This is a genomic window from Acetobacter sp. P1H12_c, from assembly GCF_018811975.1.
Lineage (GTDB): Bacteria > Pseudomonadota > Alphaproteobacteria > Acetobacterales > Acetobacteraceae > Acetobacter > Acetobacter persici.
In genome coordinates, this window is sequence record NZ_JACRVR010000009.1 from 59,565 (window position 1) to 81,180 (window position 21,616).

Consider the following 21,616-nt stretch of genomic DNA (forward strand, 5'->3'; position numbering starts at 1 on the left):
TATGGCGTTTCTGTGAATGGAGTTTTATTAGAAAGAATTCTAGATCGGAATTTGTATTCTATAAAAAATAAAATACTGCAAATTTATATTAAAACAATTTCTATTATGTTCATGATTACTGAAAAATATTTCTATAATGATGATATAGCCTCATTCTTATCAATGCTAAACCTGATCTGATCAAAGAAACCATAAAAGAAAAGAGAGCCAGAAGTAGAAAAACCACAGATCAGCGCGTATGCGCCCGTATCGAGCAGGAGGCAGAAAAAACAAGAGCTTGCCCGGCATGGGGCAGGCGATTTCTTCCGCCAATCCTCTCATGATGGGCCTTTAGCGACGTTGCCCATCGTGTGTAAGGCTGATCACAACGGATATTCATTTATTTATGGAGGGAAAATAAAAAACAATTCTTTTATATTGAAAATACAAAAGACAGATGGAAGATTATTCATGATTAAGAATTCGTTCATGAACAGGGGTGTGGCTCAAAAAAGGCATACGCGATAGGAAAATATTTTCAGAGATTTATGTATTTTTTCAATTTTTTTATGCGCGAAAATAATTGGCTTTATCAGTTTGTTAATGTCCATGAATAAATGTTATTATTTTCCGGACAAAGCAGAATTTTAAGAAAAATCTTCCGGTCGTATTTTTTTTAATACAGAGTTTCGGAAGGGTTTTTACCCGATTCGGGAGCCTCGCCGGCCAGCGGCAAGGCTCCTTACTTCTAACGTCAGTCGTTTTTACCAAAAGCCGGGCGTGTGGCTTCAAACAGGAACCAGGTGCGGCGTTCCGTTTCGTCAATCCAGTTTTCCAACAGGCTGGCGGTCGCAACATCATTGGCATCATCACAAACAGCATGTACTTTGCGCATCCGCGTTGTCAGCGCCAGATTGTCATCGCGCAGTTCGGCCAGCATATCTTCCGGCGTCACATACAGCGCGTCATTGTCCGCCACCTGCGTACGGCGGCCAATTTCACCAATGGAGTGCAGGGTCGTGCCGCCGATTTTGCGGGCCCGTTCGGCCATCGGGTCGGTCATGGCAAAAATCTGCGCGCTCTGTTCGTCCAGCAGCAGATGATAGTCACGGAAGTGGCGGCCGCTCATATGCCAGTGGAAATTCTTTGTTTTCACATAGAGCGCAAACACATCGGCCAATGTGTCGGCCAGACCGGCAGCAACCTCCTTAACGGCGTCGGCCTTCAGGTCTGTCGGGGTGCCAAGATATTCACGAATATGTGCGTCTTTGGCGGTGGAGGCTGTTTTCGTCATGATCCTCGTCCTTGTTGTCTCAGGCGCTACAGATGCAGCGTTCTGCTGTTACAAATGACGTGGGAAGGCAAAAGTTCCGCCGCAAGGCGCATGGAGCCAGCCATGCCTGATGCGCAGAGATAAGCGGAGATCAGGCGCTCAGCGCGCCGCCCTGCGCAGCTGCGGGCAGGCACGCGGCATGGGCCAGAGCTTCAGCGGCCTGAAGCTGCCGCATCCGCATTTCCTTGAGCATACAGACCACGCCCGGCACGCAATTCCCGCACTGGGCCTTGCAGCGTTTGGCGGCATAAATTTCACTGGGGCGGGTCGCACCGTGCGCTACGGCTGATTCAACGTCTTTATGAGTCAGGCTGTTGCAAGAGCAGATAACCATTCAGAAAGCCCCATATCTCTGATGAGAGCCTGATTAAAAGCACGAATGAGAACTATTCGCAATAGCTTTTCAGAAAGAGCTATGCCGCCAGTGTAAGGCCGGCCTGCGCCGCGCAGTCGCGCTTACGCGTGACAGTGGCAGACGCGAAAACAAGACTGGCAAACTGCCAGCTTAACCTGTTGTTTTCATTTTATTTTTTAGGAAAATGGTGGACCCGAGAGGATTCGAACCTCCGGCCTTCAGATTCGGAATCTGACGATCTATCCAGCTGATCTACGGGTCCGTGGGCTTCTCCCTAGCGCAAAGGCGGGGGGCTTGCCAAGCCCGTATTGAAGGGAAGAGAGAATTTCCCCGTCAAACCGCCAGGAACAGAGCAGAATGCTCCGCTTCACAGCAGGGCAGCCACCCCGAATCAGCCGTCAGTCCCGGTAAAACAGATCAAACTGATCACCTCTGGAAACTAGCGCGCATCCGTCACACGCTCCGGCGTCTTTCTGGCGGATCACCAGAGTGTGTGGAGTATGGTCGTCCGCGCCGATATGGATCGCCCCCGGCGCAACAGGTAGGTAGGTCAGCAGCGCGGCATAGTCATCCTGCGTAATGAGAAGGTCTTTTTGCACCCGCATCATCGGCAGTTGTGCCGCCGCCTGAAGCTGGGTGTAGAAAACCGGCAGCACGGTTGCTCTGTCCCGCTGTAAACAGGCGGAAAGGGAGAGCACGAACAACACCGCCGCAATCCCTCCGGCAAGCGTTTTTAAAACAGGCCCGAGAAGCGCAAAGAAGTAGGTCATCAGCACGCACAGGATCGGATACGCCGGAAAAGTGTACCAGAACAGGCGCGTCTGCGCGGCGCTGAACATCCCGAAAACACTGACAATCGTTACACCCAGAATCAGCATTTCTGCCTTCAGGGCAGGGGGGATGCCGGGGCGGAAACAGGCTGCCCGCAACGGGGGCCAGAAGCAGGCGGCCAGAAAGGCCAGCGTCAGCAGTCCAAGCTGCCAGAGCAGGTCAGGGTGGCTCTGCACAAAATCCGTCGCATAGAGAAGAGCCGGGCTGTTATGCCCCTCTATCGCCATGCTGCCCCGCTTTAGCAGATCATAAGTCAGCATGCGTAGCGGGAATTTTGAGCCATCTTCGGAGAGCCGCGCTGCCAGCCAGAGCAGGATAGGGGCCAGACCGCAGAACATCCCTTTCATGGCCAGACGCAGGGAGCGTCCCGTCATAAAATACGTTACCACCAGCGTCGGGATCAGCGTTAAAGTGTGCCAGCTTTTGCTGAGAAAACACAAAGCGGCCATCAGGCAGGCCAGACAGAACGTGTCGCCAGTGCGTTTCAGGCAGAACAGGACGCAAAACAGGTAGAATGTATAATATAATGCGTCCGCATCCGCCTGCCGGAAGCCATGCAGAACGACCGCCTGCGCCCAGGTTGAGAATAGCGTGATGGCGTAAAGCCCCTCCACGCGGGAAAATCTGCGGGCAACAAACCAGTATAGCCCGATAATACTCGCCACAAACCCGAGCAGAGAGGGCAGGCGGGCCGCCAGAAGTCCTTTGCCAAACAGTTTGACCGACACAATAATTGGTAAAAAACTCAGGACTGGCTTCAGATTCCAGTAATCTTTCTCATTCTGCCAGTAATTGACCACATACTCGTGCCGGAACAGCATTTCATAGGCCGAGCCAATATGCCGCGCTTCATCCCATGCCTGTATCCTCTCAGACCCGACATGATAACATTCCGCAAAAATAAGCAGGCTAAAAAAAGCGACTATACAAAAACAAGAGAGAAAACGGCCGAAACGCCCTGAATTCTGCGGTAATAAAGAGGTTTTATAAGGCATGGAAAGAAAGGGCCTTTAGAGAAAACGCTGTCTGCATACTAATAAAAAGGATCACTCTGGAAACAGCCTCTGTCTTACTGTCTTTCGGGGCTCTTTACTACCCGCTGCCATCCCCTCGCCCGATGCAGGGCTGCCCGACCTTGCTGATCCGGGGCGTCTGTCCTTATCCTGTCCCCTGCAATGCTGTTTGGCAGATCTCGAAAAGGAACCTCGCGTATGCTGAAACTCCGCCCTGTCTTTCTGGCCCTCACTGGCTGTCTGGCCCTGTCCGCCGCTCTGCCGCAGGCCCATGCGACCGCCACAGCCGGGGTGCTGACGGTCGCTCCCGGCCCCGCTCCCATGACAGCCGCCACCGCGGCCCCCGGCGTGCTGGATTATGATGGTATTCCCACGGTTGAACACGCCTCAGCGGAAAATGTCGGCGGCCTGATGTACTATTGTGATTCCCACAAACTGGTGACGGACACCACGGTCCGCTCCCTTGGGCGTCAGCTTGCCGCGCGTGAGGGGATCCGCACCAACCCGGCCTATGCCTGGGGCGGGCAGGGGCGGCTGATGCTCAGCCCGACCGTTATGTTCGATATCACAACCCTCAACCGGGACCAGCAGGAAGCCGTGTGCAGCCGCTCCGCTCTGCGCGGCCCGGATCTTCTGGCGCACTAAGCCGCTGCCATGAGCGCTCCGAGCACCCACCTCACCCCGGAGGATCTGCTGTCCGCCGCCACCGGCTTGCTGGCGGCGGAGCAGGACCCGCTGGCCAATATGGCCAATCTGTCCGCCCTGATTTTTGAGGCCCTGCCGGACCTCAACTGGGCCGGGTTTTACCTCTATCGCCCTCATGTGGCGGCACCGGCGAGCCTCTTCACGCTGGCCTCCGGCGGGTCAGGCGGGGCGCACATCCAGCCGGTGCTTCAGCCAGTCTCACCTGATGCCACAGCGCAAGGGGAGGGCGAGGGGGAACTCGTGCTCGGCCCCTTTCAGGGGCGCATCGCCTGCACGCGTATTGCTATGGGGAAAGGGGTGTGCGGCACGGCCGCCCGGACGCGTACCACACAGCGCATCCCGGATGTTCATGCCTTTCCCGGCCATATCGCGTGTGATGCCGCTTCCGCGTCTGAACTCGTTATCCCGCTGGTCGCGCACGGCCAGCTTCTCGGCGTGCTGGATCTGGACAGCCCGCGGAAAGACCGGTTTTCGCCAGCAGACCAGCAGCTTCTGGAAACACTGGTCGCAGCCTTTCTCGCAGCCCTGCCTGTGGCGGCATAACCGCCGCACACATTGTCTCCGCGCCCCGATTTGGCTACGATACGGCCCGTATCCACCTTATTATCTGGTGGAAGAAAGGAAACACGCATGCGTCGATTGATCACTCTGAGCGTTCTCGCCGCTCTGGCTGGCACAACGGTTACCGCCGCACAGGCAGAACCGGGTGGCTGCCTGAAATATGGGGCCGTTGGTGCTGTCGGCGGCCATGTTGCCAACCATGGCGTACTGGGTGCCGTCGGCGGATGCATTACCGGCATGTATCGCCGCCACGTCTATCGTAAGGAAGCCAAGCAGAAGGCTGCTCTGTACGATCAGGAGCATCCCGGCGCAAAAGGCACCTATGCCCAGAAAGCCACGGCTTATGACGTGGAACACTCCACTCAGCCCGGTAAAATGAACCCGGATGCAACGCCCCAGACCGGCGCGCAGCCCGGCCAGACCCAGCAGGCTCAGCCCGCTCCCCAGCAGGGCGACGCCCACTTCTAAGTCCTGATATCCCCTCCACCGCGTTCTCAAGCGGGGGAGGGGCCGGGCACCCTCCGGCGTCGTGCCGGGTGTGCCCAACATTTCTGACACCGGACAGAACACCCGCATGTTTTTCTGGCTGAAGGCTTTTCTCTCGGGACTGACCATTGCTCTGGTGTCCTCCCTTGCCCGCCGCTATCCCGGCTTTGGCGCGCTGATCGCGTCTCTCCCCCTTATCTCCGTTTTCGGGATGATCTGGCTCTGGCTGGAAACAAAAGACCCTGCCCGCATGGAAGCCCATGTGGGGGCCACGTTCTGGTACGTTCTGCCATCCCTGCCCATGTTTCTGCTTATTCCGTGGGCCATGCGCCAGGGCATGCCATTCTGGCTCGCCCTGCTGGCCGGATGTGGCGTGACCATCCTGCTCTATCTGGGGATGGTCTGGCTGGCCCCCAAACTGGGTATCCGGATGTAATCCTCCCGGCCTTGCGGCCAGCGGTGCGGTGCTTACTCACTCTTCCCCAGCCACGCCCGCGCCTCTCCCCCCGGATAGGCTTTGGTATGCAGGTTCAGGTAAACACGCCCGTCCTGCAGGTCACGCTCTGTCTCGCTGCTCAGCATCACGCTGCCGCTCAGCGGGCTTTTATAGGGGCCATGCACCGTCACCATTGCTGGCGCATCCGGCGCATCCTTGCCGGGCAGGGCAGGGCCATGCAGATGGGCCATGGTCACCGGGCCGGTCAGGCCGTCCCATGTCACGGTGTAGCGCAGCACATGCGCGCCGGGGTAATACAGCGCCATCACTTTGCCCAGCATGTGGGCGGGCGCGCCATGCTCAGGGGCCAGAGTGCCGGAAAACAGCATACTGCGCTGGGCGTGTGCCGGAGCAGCCGCCATACCAGCGCCAAGCAGGCCAGCACCCAGCACCAGACTTAAAACCGGTTTGCGGGGCAGGGTCATCACGGCAACGTCCTCATTCCGTTAGAAAACGCGCAGCACCCGAAAAAACGGGCACCGCCACACTTTCAGAACGTCTCAGAGAAAAGACCGTTGCTTCTGCTCACAAAACGTGAGCGGTCATTCAAAATCCCGCATCACGCCTTCACGGTCAGGCAGGCGGTCCGGTGTGCGGCTAAAATGGACGCGGGGCTGCGTGCCGTCCGCCTTCATTTTCTGGCGCAGTGTTGCCAGCCACCGCTCCGTAGCAGCCTCCCGCAACGTGAGGACCGGGGCAGTTTCTGGTGCGGGGCTGGAAGACTGAGGCATCATCGTGCTCACAAGGCAGAAAGATTTCAGACGCTCTCTTCCTATACGCTTCGGCCCCTCGCACGGTGTGACGTTTTTTTGAAATCACCATCCCCCAACCCTTGACCGGCCCGGAACCCATCCCCTACCTCTGCGGCTGTCGAAGGTCTCGCGCAAGCGAGTGAAAAGGGAACGCTGAAGAATCCGGCCGGGCCATCAGTCCGGGGTTCAGGCAGCGGCTGCCCTCGCAACTGTAAACGGTGCGCTGATGCCTCACGCCACTGGCCCCAAAGGCTGGGAAGGCGCATCAGATCCCCCTCCGTGAGCCAGGAGACCTGCCTTCGTCGCTCAGTCATGATAGCCGGACGGGGTGCGCCGGATATCGGGGAACAGGTATGGTCCACGTCGTGTTTCCGCGTCCTGCCGGGCGCGGGCGCTCTCCGTTTGTCGTCGCGCTGCTCTGCGCCTCCGCTTTCACCACCCTCACGGCACAGGCGGCCCATCGCGCAAAACCCGGCGGAGGGGCTGCCAGACGCACAACCGCAACCACAACCACAGCCACAGGCCCGCATGCCCCCCAGACCGGCGTTCGTGCGGCTTCCGCTCAACGCACGCGTGCCACGTCCGGTACCCCCTCTGCGGGCCGCCGTCCCCCGGTTTCCGCCCAGAAGCTCATCGGCCACAAAACGGCTGACGCCCACGGGGAAGAACATCTTCAGGTGATCGCGTCTCACACAGATCCGATCGGCCGTGCGCTCACCGCCAGTCAGGGCAGCATTACCGCCAAGGAACTCCGCCTGCGCCCGGTGTATCGCGTGGGCCAGTTGCTGGAATCCGTGCCCGGTCTGGTTGTCACGGCCCATTCGGGCGAGGGCAAAGCCAACCAGTATCTGCTGCGTGGCTTCAATCTTGATCACGGCACGGACCTCGCCAGTTTTGTGGATGATATGCCGGTAAATGAACCCACCCACGCGCACGGGCAGGGCTATACGGACGTCAATTTCCTCATGCCCGAACTCGCGCAGGGGATCGACTACACCAAAGGCCCGTTTTACGCGGATGTGGGGGATTTTGGCGTCGTCGGGTCCGACCATATCCGCCTGACGGATGATCTGCGCGGGCAGGCCACCGGCAGCCTCGGCACGCTGGGGGACCAGCATGCCTTTATTGGCGATACAGCCCACTTTAAAAATGGCGATAAGCTGCTTGGCGCTTTCTCGCTCGACCATCTCAATGGCCCGTGGGCGCACCCGGATAATTTCCTGGGCATCAAATCCGCCGCCCGCTACACCCACACAACAGAACACACCAAATTCAACCTGACCGGCCTGTATTACCGGGGCCTGTGGAACAACACGACAGATCAGCCTCTGGAAGCCTATCAGAAAGGCCTGATCAGCCGTTATGGCTCTCTCGACCCAAGCGATGGCGGCTATTCAGAACGGTTCAGCGTTTCCGCCCATCATGTTCTGCATCAGGATAACTGGCAGCTTAAAACGTCCCTCTATGTTGTGCACAGCCGCCTGACGTTATGGAATGATTTCAGTCATTACCTGAATGACCCCATCAACGGGGATCAGGAACAGCAGGATGAAACCCGCACCACCTTTGGCGGCACGTCCGCCTACCAGCGGCATGATACAGTGCTGCACCGCGCAACAGACACCACTTTTGGCGTACAGGGCCGCTGGGACAGTATTTATATTGACCGCCGCCACACCCACCAGCGGAAAGTCCTGCCGGACTGCCCGGACAGCAGCGTGCCCACAGGCCGGTATGTCTGTAACGCCGATACAGTGTCTCAGGGCAATGTCGGCCTGTTTGGCCAGAATATTACGCACTGGCTGCCCTGGCTGCGCACTGTTGTCGGCCTGCGCGGGGATTATTACGGCGGTTCAGACCACAGCCTTGTTTCCGGCTATAACGGCAAGGTGCATCAGTGGCTTTTCCAGCCCAAGGGCAGCCTGATTTTTGGCCCGTGGTACAAAACGGAGTTCTATATCAGCGCCGGGCAGGGCTATCATTCTAACGATATCCGTGCCGTTCTGGGCACAGTCCCGACCGACGGCATTGCCAACGGGGCCATCGCCACGCCCTTCATGACACGCGCCACCAGTGAAGAACTGGGTGTGCGCACCAACATCATCCCAAAACTGAATTTGCAGGCAGCTTTTTTCCGGATCGACTTCAGTTCGGAACTGACCTATGACGCGGATGAAGGCGTGAATGACGCCGGTGCCCCCAGCCGCAGGCAGGGGTTTGAACTCTCCGGCCAGTATCACCCGCTGTCCTGGCTGGAGTTGAATGCGGATATCGCCTCAACCCATGCCCGTTACTTTACCGGTAATCCCGGTGTGTATGGTCTGCCGGGGCTGTATGTGGCCAATGCCCCCAATTTTATCGGCTCGTTCGGCCTGCTGGCGGACCATCCCAGCGGCATCTTTGGTGGCGTGCAGTTCCGCTGGCTCGGCTCCTATCCGTTGATTGAAGATAACTCCATGCGCTCACACGGCTATAAGGAAGTGAACCTGGATGTCGGTTATCACATCACAAAATACCTTCAGGTGCAGGCCAGTCTCTATAACCTGACCAACACCCACGCCTCTGCCTCCCAGTATGCTTATGATTACCGCCTGACCCCCACATCCCCGGTTGAAACAGGCTCCACCTATCACCCTCTGGAACCCCGCTCCGCCCGCTTCTCCGTTACGGCGAACTTCTAAAAATCTATGGGAGTGTTTGAGGAAAGCTCTTCTGCATCCACTCCGCCGCCGCCCGTAACGCCGCATCCGGGTCAGCCTGCACGTCATCCGGCTGCACTGGCCCCTCATAGCATTGCCCAGTCCGGTCACATTCATGCTCGGTCGCCAGTGCCAGCATCCCACCGTCCGGCAGGGTGAAGGTTGTGTTACCGGTGGTCTGGCCGTGTGTCGCGTGTCCAAAAAACCGTGTCTGCGGGCGGCCTTTCAGCGCAATGGCAACCGCCTCGCCCGCGCTGGCGGTCTGCGGGCCAATCAGAACCGCCACAGGCACGCGGGCCAAATCCGGCCCGGTTGCCTGCATCTGTCCGCTCCCCTGTATTTCAGCGCGCCAGGGTCTGGACCGCTGGCCTGTCCGGTCTTCAAACACGCCCAGATCCCCAGAGCCAAGCAAGGGTTTTAAAATCCCGAGCATCGCCCACATATTCCCGCCCCGGTCACCGCGCAAATCCACAATCCAGCCCCGCATGTCCGGCGCCTGCGCAAAGATCGTGTGCCCTGCGGCGGAAAAGGCCGTCATGGCCTCAGGGTTGTGGGATGTAAAATCAGGAACCGAAATCATCCCGATGTCAGAAGAGAGTTTCGTAAAAACTGGCAGCGTCGCAGGCCGTTCTGATAATCGTCTGGCTCTGGTGGGGGGCAGTATAAAACTATGCCCGTCATGCAGGTCCGCCAGCAGGTGCCGCATCTCGGCGTAAAGATCGTCCTCACTGGCGTGTCTGGCCAGATCCAGCAGGGCCGGGCTGCGTGTGCTCCAGTCAATCGCAGCACTGTGCAAAGCACGCTCCCGCACAGTATCAAGAACAAAACGCATGGTCCTGACGGGCAGAGAGGACTCAGAAGCCTCCCTGTTTTCCGCAGGCGCAGGAGCCTCCATGCGTAAGCCGCAGGCGGTCACGCTGCCTGTGCCCTGTAGCGTGACACCATACACAATGCGCGTTGTTTGCGGGGGCACCCAGAGCGTAATTGTCTGCGTACGGGGCAGATCCTCCCCGCGCACCGGGTCTTTCTGTGTGTTTCTCAATGCAATCTGCTGCGTGCCGTCATACAGCCCAACCCAGAGCCCGGCTCCGGTCTGCACCGCCCGCACATGCAGTGTGGCCTGGAGCTGGAGGGTCGTGTTCCGCATCTTCTCCGCAGGCAGTTCGGTCCGTGTGGCGGCAAATTGGTGCGGGCTGGCGGTGGCGGACTGGAGCGTGATGCCCGGCCCTCCGTCCGCGCAGCCTGTCCCGGCAGAAAGCGTAAACTGATGCTGCGGGTCAAAAAGCGTCTCACGGGCAGGCGCGGCAAAACCTCTGGCAGGCGCTAACAGCAGCATAGCCGCGCAGAGCAGAAAAACCTGTGTGTTCATAAGCTCTCTTTCCGGAGAAACGGTCAGTCTATCCCCGGCACCTTACCCGTATTTTTGCTCCTGCCGCCAGTAAATCCATGAAAGCCCATAGCAGAGCGCAACCAGCCCCAGCAGGCAGAGATTCATAATCGTCCTGTTTAGCGGTGCGCCCAGCACGCCAAAGCCGGTGGCCGTCAAAAAAACGCCGGTCAGAATAAAAAAGGGCGCACAGGCCCGGTGCGTGCGCTCCCACACCCGCACGCTGGCTTTTGTCCACGGGGTGCGCAGCCCCAGAACACTATTGGGGCGGATCTTTCCCAGACCATTTCCCACAACAATAAAGAAAACCCCGAGCATGACAGAACTGAGTGACCCCAGAGCAATTTTTATCCCCAGTGCAGCCTCCATACAGCCCACGGCCAGAGCGCACAGCAGGGCTGTCAGCGTTATCCACGCCTGATCATACACCCTCATGGAGGCCTGAAATCCGCTGTGGTTCCGCAGTCCATACGCCAGAGAGCGGAAGAACAGCCAGAGTGCCGCCAGCAGCCCGAGCCAGACTGTCAGCGCATGGGCCGGGGTTGCAAACCGGTCCGGCACCCACTGGCCGGAAAAATGCACAGGCACAAGCGCCCCGTCCGGCGCGCGCCAGAGAAGAACCAGACCAATGGCGAGCGTGGCGGCGCTCAGCGCGAGGGTGATGCCGGGGCCGTATCTGTGCTGCATGGCGGGGCGTCCTTTCCAAGGCGCATGGTGGAGGCAAGGCGCAGCCAGGCCTCTTCCAGAACTGAAAGTTTCAGGTGGTACACAAGCGTTGTGCCAATCCGTTCCCGGTGCACAAGGTCCGCCGCCAGCAGCACGCCCAGATGGCCGGAGAGGGTCGGCTTGGAGAGCGTAAAGCACGCGGCAATGTCCCCAGCACTCATGGCGCGGTCCCGCAGCATTTCCAGAATGGCCCGGCGGGTCGGGTCGGCAAGGGCTTTAAACACGTCATTCATGATTCGTTATTTAGCAAATTACCAAATTAGAAACCATATAATTTTTGCACAGCCCCGTCTTTTGGTTGACGCACCGCACCCCCGGCCCGTAAAAGGCCCCGTTCCAAAACCGCGATGCCCCACCCGGCGCAGCCTTACTGAGCGCCGGAGGCGCTGCCTGCATGTCCCCGTCTGTTACATTTGCTGATCTCCCTCTGGCGCAGCCCCTGCAGGATGCTCTGGCTGAGGCAGGTTACACCAACCCCACGCCCATTCAGGCACAGTCCATTCCGCTGCTGCTGGAAGGGCGGGATCTGCTGGGCATGGCCCAGACCGGCACCGGCAAAACAGCCTCCTTCGTGCTGCCTCTGCTGCACCGCATGGCCCAGAACCCGCGCCCGGCCCCCAAAGGCGGCGCTCGCGTTCTGGTGCTGGCCCCCACGCGGGAACTGGTCTCCCAGATTGCGGAAGGGTTTGAAAGTTTCGGCCGCCACCTGCCGTTTACTGTCACCACTATTTTTGGTGGCGTCAGCCCCATGCACCAGATCAACGCGCTGAAAAACGGCGTGGATGTGATTGTCGCCGCTCCCGGCCGCCTGCTGGATCTGGTCACGCAGGGCGAATGTGACCTCTCCGGGCTTGAAGCCCTCGTGCTGGATGAAGCCGACCAGATGCTGGACATGGGCTTCGCAAAACCCATCGAGCGCATTGTCGCGACCCTGCCCAAAGACCGGCACACCATCCTGCTCTCCGCCACAATGCCCAAATCCATTGCGGCGCTGGCGGAAAGCCTGCTGAATAATCCGGCCAATGTCGAAATTGCCCCGCCGTCCACCACGGTAGACCGGATTGAACAGTCCGTTATGTTCATGGATGCGGCGCATAAGAAGGAAGCCCTTCTGGACCTGCTGCGCACCCCCGGCATGGGGCAGGCCGTGGTGTTTACGCTGCAAAAGAACATCGCGAACGAAGTCTGCGCCTTCATCACCGAGGCCGGGATCACGGCGGAAGCCCTGCATGGCAATAAATCACAGGGCCAGCGGGAACGCGCTCTGGACGCTTTTCGTGCTGGCACGGCGCAGGTTCTGGTCGCAACAGACATCGCCGCGCGCGGCATTGATGTTGATACGGTCACGCATGTTTTCAATCATGACCTGCCAAGCCTGCCGGAAAGCTACGTCCATCGCATCGGCCGCACAGGCCGGGCAGGGCGCAGCGGCTACGCCATTACCCTGTGTGATGCCGAACAGCGCGCATGGCTGCATGATGTTGAGCGTGAAATTGGCCGCACCCTGACCATCCACACCGACCACCCCTGGCATTCGGAAGAAGCCCGCACCTCCACTAAGCGCGCGCCCGTGCTCGGTGGCGGCCCGGTCAAGCAGATCAAACCGCAAAAAGTGCGTGAACGTAAAATCTGGACCGAAGAAGAAAAAGCCGCCGCCCGCGCCGCCGCTCAGGCCGCCCGTACCGGGGCCTGAGTGTAAAACAGGCTGTTTCAAAAACCCTCAATGCGCACACAGCCGTGGTGCTTTTAACCGTGGTGCTTTCAACATTGAGGTTCAGAAACAGCCCGTAAAAATCCTGAGTCAGAAAAAGCTCAGGTGTTTTCTTTAGAAAACCTGCCGCAGCCGCACAGTTTTCTTATCCGCCGTTTCCAGCACCAGCGTTGTGCCTTCCATCCGCCAGTGCGTAGCCGCACGGGTCAGGGTGGAGAACTGCCGGGCCAGTGTATCACGGCGGCCGGGGCAGGCCATCAGCGTGCTCACGCCGCCCTGCGGGGCCGCTTTCACCCGGCCATCCTTGCCAAATTCCAGCCCGCCCACATAGCGGTTACAGCCGTCAGAGCCAGATACCTTCCCGCTGTCATTAATATCCAGCGTCGGGGCCATGTCCGGCGCACCGGCTTTCAGGCCCGGCTGGTCGGTCGTGCGGTCAGTGTCAGAAGGTGCTTTGCTGCCATCCACCAGCCGCTGTCCGTCCAGCGCGGTGACGACCCAGCGCGTGCCATTCAGGCTGTTCGGGGCCAGTGCCGCGCCGCCACAGCCAGTCAGTGTGCGGTTCTGTGTCACAATCCGTACCGTATCGGCATAATTCTGGCCACTCATACTGTCAGAACAGGCTTTGGAGGTGATCTCAACTCGCGCGGATTTCGTTTCATATGTGCGGTCCCGCCCTTCCGCGTGCGCATGCAGCACAGGGGCCGCCGTGCGCGGGCCGTCCGGCGTTTCCAGCGTCAGCATCTTCTGCGCCAGCGTCATATTCCAGGACGGCTCATTGCCAGAGGCCTGATAAATGCCGTCCGGCTTGCCAGACACCGCAACAGGCTGCGTTGCATGCTCCCCCGCGCAGCCCGCCAGCATTCCGGCAAACCCCAAAGCGAGCAGACCAGCCCGGAGCGGCTGCGGCCGTCTGGCGCGCCCTGCCTGTTCTGCCCGCGCCCGCTGTGTGCCTCTCTGTGCGCTGTCCGTCCCAAGTCTGTGCATCTGCGTCCTCATCGTCCTCTGGTCAGTCTGCACCGTCTCAACACAGGGCGGAACAGATCTGTTTTGTCCCCGGCATCTTACTGTCATTCCGGCCTACAGGGCCAGCCTGCCGCTAACGTGCGGCACCCGCCCGCGTTGCCTCCCGTTGTCCCGCACCGTGACGCCCCGGCCCGCCGGGTGTATGCTCCCTTTTTCACGCGGCGCGACGCACCGCCCGGAGAGAAAACCACCGGCAGCACACCACAGGGGACGGCACCATGCCTGAGAACAGCATCGCGCAGAAAATCGCCATTGGCGTGTTCAGCCTGCTGCTTGCCGCAGGCACTCTCGCGGCAGGGATTTACTGCGCCGGGGTGGCGACGGATATCCTGCTGCACAGCTCAAAATGGCAAAATCTCAGCCGTTACAGCAGCCTGCTGGTTGTGCCGCTCGGCCTCGTGCTCTATCTCCGGCGCCGCAAACGCGGCCAGAAACCGGAAGACGTGCAGGATGATCCGTATGGCGGCCTGCGGCGCTAAACCGATATTTCTAAACCAGACAGGACACTCAGAAAGACCATTATGATTATTCAGGGCTATAATTTCTTCTGCGATATGCCCGATGACATGCGCTACCTGCGGAACAGCACCCCGGACGAAAACTTTATTGAAGAAAACATGATCTTCATTCTGCCGGACCGGCTCAAAAAATTTCGTAAAAACCTCTGGCATGTCCGCAGGAACGCCGGAGCAACCCATATTTACCTGCCCCTGTTCCGCGTCAAGACCATTCTGGAACAGGACCCCATTCCACCGGGGTATGAAGGCCCGCTGGATGTTTTTCCGTTCTATACCCACACCTCCAAACGCCGCAGCCGGGCGCTGGATTATTATCTGCTGTTTGTCTTCCGGCATAAGGAGACGTACGTGCAGTGCAAATCCCTGCTGAAACCGGAAAAATCAGCCTGACACTCAACCATACTCTGTAAAAAAACCCAGACAACATCCCAGACCAGATAAGCGCTCTTCAATAAAAAAGGGCGGGGGTCTCACACCCCGCCCCAATCCTGTGCCCGGTTTTACTGTCAGGCAGACGGCTCAGAAACTCGCATCCAGTCGGCCATAGTAGTAGCCCCCCGTAATCGGCACCTGCAGAGAGAACTGGTCATAAATCTGCGCACCACGTGAATTGTTAATCTGCGGCACCCGGCGCGGCCGCACGTTCAGCAGGTTGTTCACACCCACGGCCAGATGCCAGCGCGGGCTGAAGCGATAGCCAATTTCAATATCCGTCAGCCAGCGCGGTGAGTTCTTGAACTGCGCAAAGCAGGAGTTGGAGTAAGCCAGTTTCCCGCCGCTTGCGCAGGGCAGTGTTTTGTCCGTCCAGTCATAATAGGTCAGCATGCTGGTCGTTTCACCATACCGGGTCTGGCGCACGTTAAAGTCCCAGTTCCGGTAGGTATACAGTGCGTTCAGAATAATCTTGCTGCGCGGATACGCCGTGGTGATGTAGCCAATATTTTGCGCGTTCAGCAGTTGCTGCCCTTTGCTGTCCGTGCCGTTATGGTGCAGGCGGGTGCGGTTCAGGTCCAGCGCCATGCTCAGCGTCAGGTTGCCCGCTCTTTCAAAGCGGAAGGTATAGTCAGCTTTAATATCCAGACCCTGCGTGCGGGTGCTGGCCCCGTTGGTCATGTAATAAGCGGAGACATCCTGCACGTTCATGCTGTTCAGCGGCAGCGTATAGCCCATGGCTTCAATCGCGCTGACAGCCGCATCGCCCTTCACCGTGCCGCCCCCCACAATGCGGTCCCGCAGGTTGATCTGATACACGTCCGCTTCCACATGGAAGCCCCGCACAGGCTCCAGCACAATCCCGCCACTCTCGCTCACGGAGCGTTCCGGCTTCAGCGGGCTGGCACCCAGAACCTGCGCCGCGGTGGAGCTGACTGGCAACAGGCCGGATGCCCCGGTCGGGCTCACGTTCATGGCGCTGTAGTGCTGTTCCGCCAGCGTCGGCGCACGGAAGCCGGTGCTGATGGTGCCGCGTACGGAAATAAAGCGGTTGATATCATAACGGGAGGAAACCTTACCGTTCACCGTGTTCCCCACATCCGTATAATGCTCGAACCGGCCTGCAAAATCCAGATCCCAGTGCTTCAGCGGGTGGAAGTCTCCATCCACATACGCCGCCCAGATATCACGGCTCCAGTTGCCAGCACTGTTCGGGCCAAGGCCCGCATAGCCCTGCGTGCCTCCCAGTTCATAGGAGGGCGGTGTGCCAGCCTTGATCTCATAAGTTTCCAGACGATGCTCACCACCAAACGCCAGCGTCATGGGCACAACATGCGCGATGTTGAAGTTGCGGCGGAAGTCCAGATTATTGGTCCACTGGGCCATACGATAGGTTTCGGCCCGTGTGGTGTTGGGGGACCAGCCACATCCGTCTGTGGAATAATAGGATGACGTCGGATCGGTCGAGCAGGTGCTGGCGAGCATCCCTGTATTGGCCGTATTCTTGTTGCCAATCTTGTTGCCGTCTGCGCCGTATGTCGTGCTCAGATCCCAGTCAAACCCGAAAAAATTGTCGCCTTTCAGGCCAAGTGTCGCGGCATAATCATTTTCTTCAGACGTTTCGAGCGGGGAAAACCCGGCCGGATACATGCTCGGCGCAATATTGGGCGTGCGATAGTTTTCATACGCTTCGCCATGCCGGTGCATATAGGTAATCAGCCCGTAAAAATTGATACCGTCAGTAATTTTCTTGCCAAAATCAATCGCAAGGCTTTCCCGCGTTTCTTCAGGCGTGCTCATAATCTTGTTGGAATCGCTTGGCACATTCATAGCGCCCGGAACAACACCGTTATAATAGCCCGTGGTTGTTGCGTTGGTCGGCCAGCTTCCCAGCAGGCGGTGGTCATGCGCCCCCACAACCATATGGTCGGTGTGGTACATCTGGGCACTGATATGCATATAGCCGTCCTGACCCAGCTTCAGCCCGCCATCGGCGTTCAGCTGATACTGCCAGCCATCACCATTATAGGCATTGGCCCCGGTCTGCGCGGACATATGCAGCCCATGATCCTGCTTTTTGGTGATGATATTCACCACCCCGGCAATCGCGTCAGAGCCATACATGGCCGCCGCGCCATCTTCCAGTACTTCAATATGGTCAATGGCACTTGCCGGAATGGTGTTCAGGTCCGCGCCGGTAGAGCCAAACTGCGGCCCGGCATCAGCCGTAATGTTTGCCGTATTATGGCGGCGCTTGCCGTCCACCAGCACCAGCACTTCATTCGGGCCAAGCCCGCGCATCTGAATGGAGGAGGTCAGGGCGGCGGAATCCGCGCCCATGGCCTGCACGTTGATGGAGGCGTAAGTGCGTGTCAGCGCATCCGCCACGTTCATCATGCCAGAGCGTTTCAGTGTGGCAGCAGAGACAACGGTGACAGGAGATGTGCTTTGTCTGGCCTTACGGTTTGTGGAATGTGTGCCCGTCGTCACGTTAATGGTTTCGGCCTCTCCGGCATAAACCGGGCCGCTTTTGTGGACTGTTTTGCGGGCAACGGGGGCGGCAGAAACTGTTGCAGCCGGTTTGACGCCTGCTGGTGTGCCCGTTGTGTGCGCCGTACCGGAATGTGCCGTCACATGGTGGCGCGCCGGGGTGGTTTTCCCTGAGGCAGACGTTGCAGCCTCAGCCGTCAGGCAGGGTGCGACGGTGCAGACTGTAGTGACAAGAAGGGAAAAACGACGTTTGACTCTCATAGGGGCTATCCGTGCTTCCACATCACGGTGATCCGTCAATTCGGAACCGTTCCCCCTCAGAGTGCCTTAAAACCGTTTCATATCCATTACAAAAATGAGCCTGTCGCAAAAGGGCTGCGCATTTGTTGCAGGAAAGCAACAGAATCCGACCAGCCTCAATTCTGTCTCAAAAACAGAGGCATTGTTCTTAAAGAACCTGTAGCTGCTCCCGCCCGCGTTCTGTTATGGTCTGCACATCATCCTGCTCCACCTCCTGCGCCAGCGCCTCCAGTGTGGCGCAACAGTCCAGCACGGCAAGCGGCGCTGCGCGAAAATAGAGCGTTTCAAGTAATGGCGTAATCTGCCCCACAGTGCCGCGCAGGCACGCCGCCACCTGCACCAGCGTCGCGCAATCCATCCTCACCTGTTCCCGCACATAGGTCCCGCTCCCCGGCAGAGGGCTCCATGAAGATTGATTTTCTGGACAGGTATTTTTAGAAAGTCCTGTAATGGACGGACGTGTCATGGGCAGCACTCACACAGATCATCAGAACCAGAGACCTGTCTAAGCCCGACTATTATGCACCGCAGTCTTTAATTCTGCATGCGGGGAACACCCCGCCCCATTACAGTCGCCGCGCAAACCACACAACACGCCCAATAATCTGCACCTGCTCAGCCGGGACCTCATAAGGGGAAAAACGCGGGTTTTCGGACTTGATGCGCACCATCGGCTCCGTCGCCTCATGCGCCCGCTCGGCCCATTTGCACACCACGCCATCCCCATCAAACAGCACAAAAATGCCCGGTTCGATAATGGATGTCTTGCGCGTATCCACCAGCACCATATCCCCGTTCTGGAGCATCGGCTCCATGGACTGGCCTTCTACCTCAATCACCCGCAGGTCGGACGGGGAGGCCCGCAGCGCGCCGCGCACAAACTCTTCTTCAAAAAACTTGGGGCGCCCCAGCAGCCGGTCTTCCACATAGCCGCAGCCCCCCATGCCCGCCCGGAGCGAGATATAGGGCACCGCCACATAGCCCGGCGGGTTCAGTTCCACAGTAATTTCCGGCTGGTCCGGGGTTGCAATGTAGGTGGACCGCGCTTCCCGCGCCACAGTCTGCCCCCCGGCGGGAAAGAGCAGATCCCGCGCCGTGCAGCCCAGAATCGAGGCCACGCGCTCCAGTTTTTCGCCCCCCGGATTGCGGGATTTTCCTTTCAGAATATCGCGCACATAGGTGTCCCCCACCCCGGCATTCCGGGAGAGGGCTTTTTGCGTCAGCCCCAGCAGGGCCATGCGGCGTTCCAGTTCTCTGGCAACAGATGAGCGATTCATAAGGGAAGTATCCCACGCCATCCCCCAAAGATCAAATGGGATATATCACCATAATATCCCCTTGACGGTGTGTGACTGGTCACCCTACCGTCCCCCTTAAGCCTCACCGTCCGCGCTGGGGTCATTTTTTTTTACCGCCTATTCAAAGGAAGAGTGCCTATGCCGGCCTCACAGTCTCCCGCCCTTTCCATTTCAACGCCAGTTTCTGGTAATTTTTCTGCTGTTTCTTGTCATTCTGTCCAGTGCGGACCACACGCACGGCCTGCCACACACGCCCGTTCCTCACGTCATCAGGCCCCTGCCGCTGCCCGCATCGCCTCAGCCTCTTCCATCCCCCCTTATCCCCCGTCTGTCCCTCAGCGTAACACAGCATCGTCCCCACCGAAGTCTGCACGGCAAAAATGTGATAAATCCCCCTACACGCGCGACTCCCTAACCGTTACCTGCCCAGACGCAGCCTCCCATGACGCGCCCCCCCATAAAGCGCCCTCCCATCAGCCTTCCCCCGTCCGGCAGACCGCTGATGCCGCAGGGGCCAAACCGCACCCGGACACAGCCCTCCACACCGCTGCCCGCCCCAAAACAGATGCCGCCCTGCTGGAGCAGATGGTCACCCTGCGTCGCGCCGGGAAATCCCTGCGGCAGATCGGGCGGCAGACAGGCCGCTGCATGGAGGGCGTGCGGCAGGCGCTCCTGCGGTATGAGCAGGCGCGCGCGGAAACCCCGGCACAGTACGCGCAGGATGAGGACTGGCATGAACCCCTGCGTGACCCGGACCCTCTGCCCGCCGGTCACCCCATCGCCACACAGGCCATCTGGCGCGGTCTGGAACACTGGAGGGACGTGGTATGAGCAAGCGGCGCTGGTCCAAATTCTGGTGGCAGGATTACGAGCGAGACCCCGCTTTGCGGCTCTGCTCACTCGCCGCACAAGGCTTGTGGATGCGCCTGCTGTGCCTGATGCACGAGGCCGAGCCGTACGGTTATCTCTGCGTCAACCATCGCCCGCTGCACACCCGCCAGCTTGCGCAGATGCTGGGTGTTCCGGCCCCCCAGATCCAGCGCCTGATGGCCGAACTGCGCGAGGCCGGGGTCTATAGCCTCACGCCGGACGGGCTTGTTTTCTGCCGCCGTCTGCTGCGGGACAAAGCGGCGTCAGACCTCGGTGCCCAGTGGGGCCGCACGGGCGGCAACCCGAGCCTGAAACCGGCCGCCAGATCAGCTCCCGGCCCCTCTCCGGCGGCTGGTGTTTCACCCCACCCAGAGGCGCAGCCAGAGTCCCACCCAGAGCCTCAGCCAGGGGCAGGGGAGGGCTTAACCACAGCCCCGCACGCGCCCCTTAAACACCAAGAAGCAGAGGCAGAGTCAGAAGCAGAGTCCTCCCTCACTGCGTTCGGGCCGGACGGGGATGCACGCACGCATTTATTCAAAACAGGCCTGTTGTTTTTAAAACGGGTCACCGGCAGACCAGAACGATCCTGCCGTGCCCTGCTGGGCAAATGGCTGAAAATGCTCGCTGATGATGCCGCCACCGTGCTGGCCGTGCTGGCGGAGTGTGAGGCGTTCAACCCGGCGGAACCCGTCTCATGGCTTGAGGCCACCGTCCGCCATCGCCTCGCTGCCGAGGCCGCCACCGAGACCGCAGCCCCAACCGCAATCGCAACCGCAGCCGCACCGGCAACGGTTACCACCGCCACCGCCGGGCAGAACAGCCTGACACCGGATACCCCACCCCCGGCCTCGCCCCACGCCCAACGCATGGCCGCATGGGCTACCGTGCCTGATCTGGAAGGAGTCTGATTCCATGCCCGCCGTCACGCCAGCCATGCCGCATAAGCGCCCATCTCCCCCGCCACCCGCACACGCTGTCCTGGTCACGCCCTATGCCGCGCCACCCCCTGCCGTGCGGGCCATTCTGGCCGCTCATGCTGACGGTATTCCCCTCACGCGGCAGGACGTTCCGCCAGATCTGGTCGCGACCCTGCACCACCACGCGCAAAGCCTGCACACAGCCCTTCAGCCCGTCACGGAGCTGCACGTCGCCGCATGGCTCAAAAAGCTGGGGCGTCTGGTCACCAATCCGCCGGGGGCAGGGCAGGCGGCCAGCCAGTGCCGTGCCATTTTTGAAGTCTGCGGGGATATCCCCACCGGCGCATGGGGGCCGGAAGCCCGCCTCGCATGGACGCGCCAGCCGCCGAGGGACGGTTACCCCGTTGGGGCCCGCTGGCCCAGCCCGAATGAACTGCGGACCATCCTGCTCCCCTTCGCCAACGCCCTGCGGCGGGACGCAGCCGCCAGCCGGACTCTGCTGGCCAGCCTCCCGCTCTCTCTGCGGATGCAGGCGGCCCCATCCCCCCACGCGGTCAAACCCGCAGACGCCCCACCTCTGCCAGATCGTCACGCCCTGTCAGCCACGTCCCCATCCCCATAAACAGCGCGCCGCCATAGCGCACCCCAGTGCGTCACATCCTACCCCGTCCACCCACACCAGACCCCGTCCCACCCCAGCCAGTCCCCATACCTGTCTCTTATACACATCT

General features: G+C 59.5%; 23 protein-coding genes, 1 tRNA gene and 1 riboswitch. Of the genes, 11 read left to right on the forward strand and 13 right to left on the reverse strand.

Annotation, left to right across the window (positions count from 1 at the left end; translation table 11 throughout):
- Nucleotides 1-733 precede the first annotated feature (733 nt).
- From KP699_RS07290 to KP699_RS07305, 4 genes are all read right to left on the reverse strand, one after another.
- Complete coding sequence (locus KP699_RS07290; protein WP_077931062.1) at nt 734-1,273, reverse strand: Dps family protein; 540 nt, start codon at nt 1,271-1,273, stop codon at nt 734-736.
- A gap of 130 nt (nt 1,274-1,403) precedes the next feature.
- Nucleotides 1,404-1,646 carry a bacterioferritin-associated ferredoxin gene (locus KP699_RS07295; protein WP_077931063.1) on the reverse strand — a complete coding sequence of 81 codons (243 nt, stop codon included), beginning with the start codon at nt 1,644-1,646 and terminating at the stop codon, nt 1,404-1,406.
- A gap of 206 nt (nt 1,647-1,852) precedes the next feature.
- Nucleotides 1,853-1,929, reverse strand: a tRNA-Arg gene (locus tag KP699_RS07300).
- Between the two features lie 136 nt (nt 1,930-2,065).
- A complete protein-coding gene (locus KP699_RS07305; protein WP_215762117.1) occupies nt 2,066-3,493 on the reverse strand; it encodes a glycosyltransferase family 39 protein in 1,428 nt (475 codons plus the stop codon).
- A 216-nt stretch (nt 3,494-3,709) separates the two neighbouring features.
- Between KP699_RS07305 and KP699_RS07310 the strand changes: the two genes are divergently transcribed.
- The 4 genes from KP699_RS07310 (at nt 3,710) to KP699_RS07325 (ending at nt 5,699) form a co-directional block, all read left to right on the forward strand.
- Nucleotides 3,710-4,156 carry a hypothetical protein gene (locus KP699_RS07310; protein WP_215762118.1) on the forward strand — a complete coding sequence of 149 codons (447 nt, stop codon included), beginning with the start codon at nt 3,710-3,712 and terminating at the stop codon, nt 4,154-4,156.
- A 9-nt stretch (nt 4,157-4,165) separates the two neighbouring features.
- Entirely contained in the window at nt 4,166-4,759 is a 594-nt protein-coding gene (locus KP699_RS07315; RefSeq protein ID WP_252346864.1) for a GAF domain-containing protein, read from the forward strand.
- Nucleotides 4,760-4,846: 87 nt separating this feature from the next.
- On the forward strand, nt 4,847-5,245 hold the full coding sequence (locus KP699_RS07320; protein ID WP_215762119.1) for a hypothetical protein: 399 nt from the start codon (nt 4,847-4,849) through the stop codon (nt 5,243-5,245).
- 106 nt (nt 5,246-5,351) lie between these two features.
- Nucleotides 5,352-5,699: a DUF3147 family protein gene (locus KP699_RS07325; protein WP_025829046.1), complete on the forward strand. Its 348-nt coding sequence runs from the start codon at nt 5,352-5,354 to the stop codon at nt 5,697-5,699.
- A 32-nt stretch (nt 5,700-5,731) separates the two neighbouring features.
- Here KP699_RS07325 and KP699_RS07330 read toward each other — a convergent pair whose 3' ends face one another.
- Together KP699_RS07330 and KP699_RS07335 are read right to left on the reverse strand one after the other, a co-directional pair.
- A complete protein-coding gene (locus KP699_RS07330; RefSeq protein ID WP_252346867.1) occupies nt 5,732-6,184 on the reverse strand; it encodes a CHRD domain-containing protein in 453 nt (150 codons plus the stop codon).
- A gap of 117 nt (nt 6,185-6,301) precedes the next feature.
- Nucleotides 6,302-6,493 carry a hypothetical protein gene (locus KP699_RS07335; RefSeq protein WP_025829041.1) on the reverse strand — a complete coding sequence of 64 codons (192 nt, stop codon included), beginning with the start codon at nt 6,491-6,493 and terminating at the stop codon, nt 6,302-6,304.
- A 123-nt stretch (nt 6,494-6,616) separates the two neighbouring features.
- Nucleotides 6,617-6,827: riboswitch (cobalamin riboswitch) on the forward strand.
- 37 nt (nt 6,828-6,864) lie between these two features.
- On the opposite strand from KP699_RS07335, the gene KP699_RS07340 reads away from it, so the two are divergent.
- Entirely contained in the window at nt 6,865-9,192 is a 2,328-nt protein-coding gene (locus KP699_RS07340; RefSeq protein ID WP_215762121.1) for a TonB-dependent receptor, read from the forward strand.
- A gap of 4 nt (nt 9,193-9,196) precedes the next feature.
- Here the strand turns inward: KP699_RS07340 and KP699_RS07345 are convergent, their stop codons facing one another.
- Genes KP699_RS07345 through KP699_RS07355 form a run of 3 tightly spaced genes read right to left on the reverse strand, consistent with a single transcriptional unit; the run spans nt 9,197 to nt 11,556 of the window.
- Nucleotides 9,197-10,579 (reverse strand): S41 family peptidase, encoded by a 1,383-nt coding sequence (locus KP699_RS07345; RefSeq protein WP_215762122.1) that lies wholly within the window; start codon nt 10,577-10,579, stop codon nt 9,197-9,199.
- 42 nt (nt 10,580-10,621) lie between these two features.
- Nucleotides 10,622-11,284, reverse strand: coding sequence for an SdpI family protein (locus KP699_RS07350; RefSeq protein ID WP_215762123.1), 663 nt, complete (start codon nt 11,282-11,284; stop codon nt 10,622-10,624).
- Nucleotides 11,245-11,556: a metalloregulator ArsR/SmtB family transcription factor gene (locus KP699_RS07355; RefSeq protein WP_215762124.1), complete on the reverse strand. Its 312-nt coding sequence runs from the start codon at nt 11,554-11,556 to the stop codon at nt 11,245-11,247. Before KP699_RS07355 ends, KP699_RS07350 begins: the two co-directional genes overlap by 40 nt.
- A 161-nt stretch (nt 11,557-11,717) precedes the next feature.
- On the opposite strand from KP699_RS07355, the gene KP699_RS07360 reads away from it, so the two are divergent.
- On the forward strand, nt 11,718-13,016 hold the full coding sequence (locus KP699_RS07360; RefSeq protein WP_215762125.1) for a DEAD/DEAH box helicase: 1,299 nt from the start codon (nt 11,718-11,720) through the stop codon (nt 13,014-13,016).
- A 132-nt stretch (nt 13,017-13,148) separates the two neighbouring features.
- On the opposite strand, the gene KP699_RS07365 is transcribed toward KP699_RS07360, so the two are convergent.
- Nucleotides 13,149-14,021, reverse strand: a complete 873-nt coding sequence (locus KP699_RS07365; RefSeq protein ID WP_215762126.1) for an META domain-containing protein — start codon at nt 14,019-14,021, stop codon at nt 13,149-13,151.
- 257 nt (nt 14,022-14,278) lie between these two features.
- On the opposite strand from KP699_RS07365, the gene KP699_RS07370 reads away from it, so the two are divergent.
- Nucleotides 14,279-14,539, forward strand: a complete 261-nt coding sequence (locus KP699_RS07370) for a hypothetical protein (protein WP_077931081.1) — start codon at nt 14,279-14,281, stop codon at nt 14,537-14,539.
- 42 nt (nt 14,540-14,581) lie between these two features.
- Nucleotides 14,582-14,968 carry a hypothetical protein gene (locus KP699_RS07375; RefSeq protein ID WP_086655883.1) on the forward strand — a complete coding sequence of 129 codons (387 nt, stop codon included), beginning with the start codon at nt 14,582-14,584 and terminating at the stop codon, nt 14,966-14,968.
- Nucleotides 14,969-15,097: 129 nt separating this feature from the next.
- On the opposite strand, the gene KP699_RS07380 is transcribed toward KP699_RS07375, so the two are convergent.
- The 3 genes from KP699_RS07380 to KP699_RS07390 all read right to left on the reverse strand — a co-directional run bounded on the left by KP699_RS07380 (nt 15,098) and on the right by KP699_RS07390 (nt 19,077).
- Nucleotides 15,098-17,761, reverse strand: coding sequence for a TonB-dependent siderophore receptor (locus tag KP699_RS07380; RefSeq protein ID WP_215762127.1), 2,664 nt, complete (start codon nt 17,759-17,761; stop codon nt 15,098-15,100).
- A gap of 187 nt (nt 17,762-17,948) precedes the next feature.
- Nucleotides 17,949-18,158, reverse strand: a complete 210-nt coding sequence (locus tag KP699_RS07385) for a hypothetical protein (RefSeq protein WP_215762128.1) — start codon at nt 18,156-18,158, stop codon at nt 17,949-17,951.
- A gap of 208 nt (nt 18,159-18,366) precedes the next feature.
- Nucleotides 18,367-19,077 (reverse strand): S24 family peptidase, encoded by a 711-nt coding sequence (locus KP699_RS07390; protein WP_215762129.1) that lies wholly within the window; start codon nt 19,075-19,077, stop codon nt 18,367-18,369.
- A 159-nt stretch (nt 19,078-19,236) separates the two neighbouring features.
- Here KP699_RS07390 and KP699_RS07395 point away from each other — a divergent pair, with 159 nt between their 5' ends.
- The 3 genes from KP699_RS07395 to KP699_RS07405 are packed head-to-tail and all read left to right on the forward strand — an operon-like array spanning nt 19,237 to nt 21,507.
- The gene (locus KP699_RS07395; RefSeq protein WP_215762130.1) at nt 19,237-19,929 is read left to right on the forward strand and encodes a hypothetical protein; all 693 of its coding nucleotides are present in this window, start codon (nt 19,237-19,239) and stop codon (nt 19,927-19,929) included.
- Complete coding sequence (locus KP699_RS07400; RefSeq protein ID WP_215762131.1) at nt 19,926-20,876, forward strand: winged helix-turn-helix domain-containing protein; 951 nt, start codon at nt 19,926-19,928, stop codon at nt 20,874-20,876. Before KP699_RS07395 ends, KP699_RS07400 begins: the two co-directional genes overlap by 4 nt.
- Before the next feature lie 4 nt (nt 20,877-20,880).
- On the forward strand, nt 20,881-21,507 hold the full coding sequence (locus KP699_RS07405; RefSeq protein ID WP_215762132.1) for a hypothetical protein: 627 nt from the start codon (nt 20,881-20,883) through the stop codon (nt 21,505-21,507).
- The last annotated feature ends 109 nt before the right edge of the window (nt 21,508-21,616 follow it).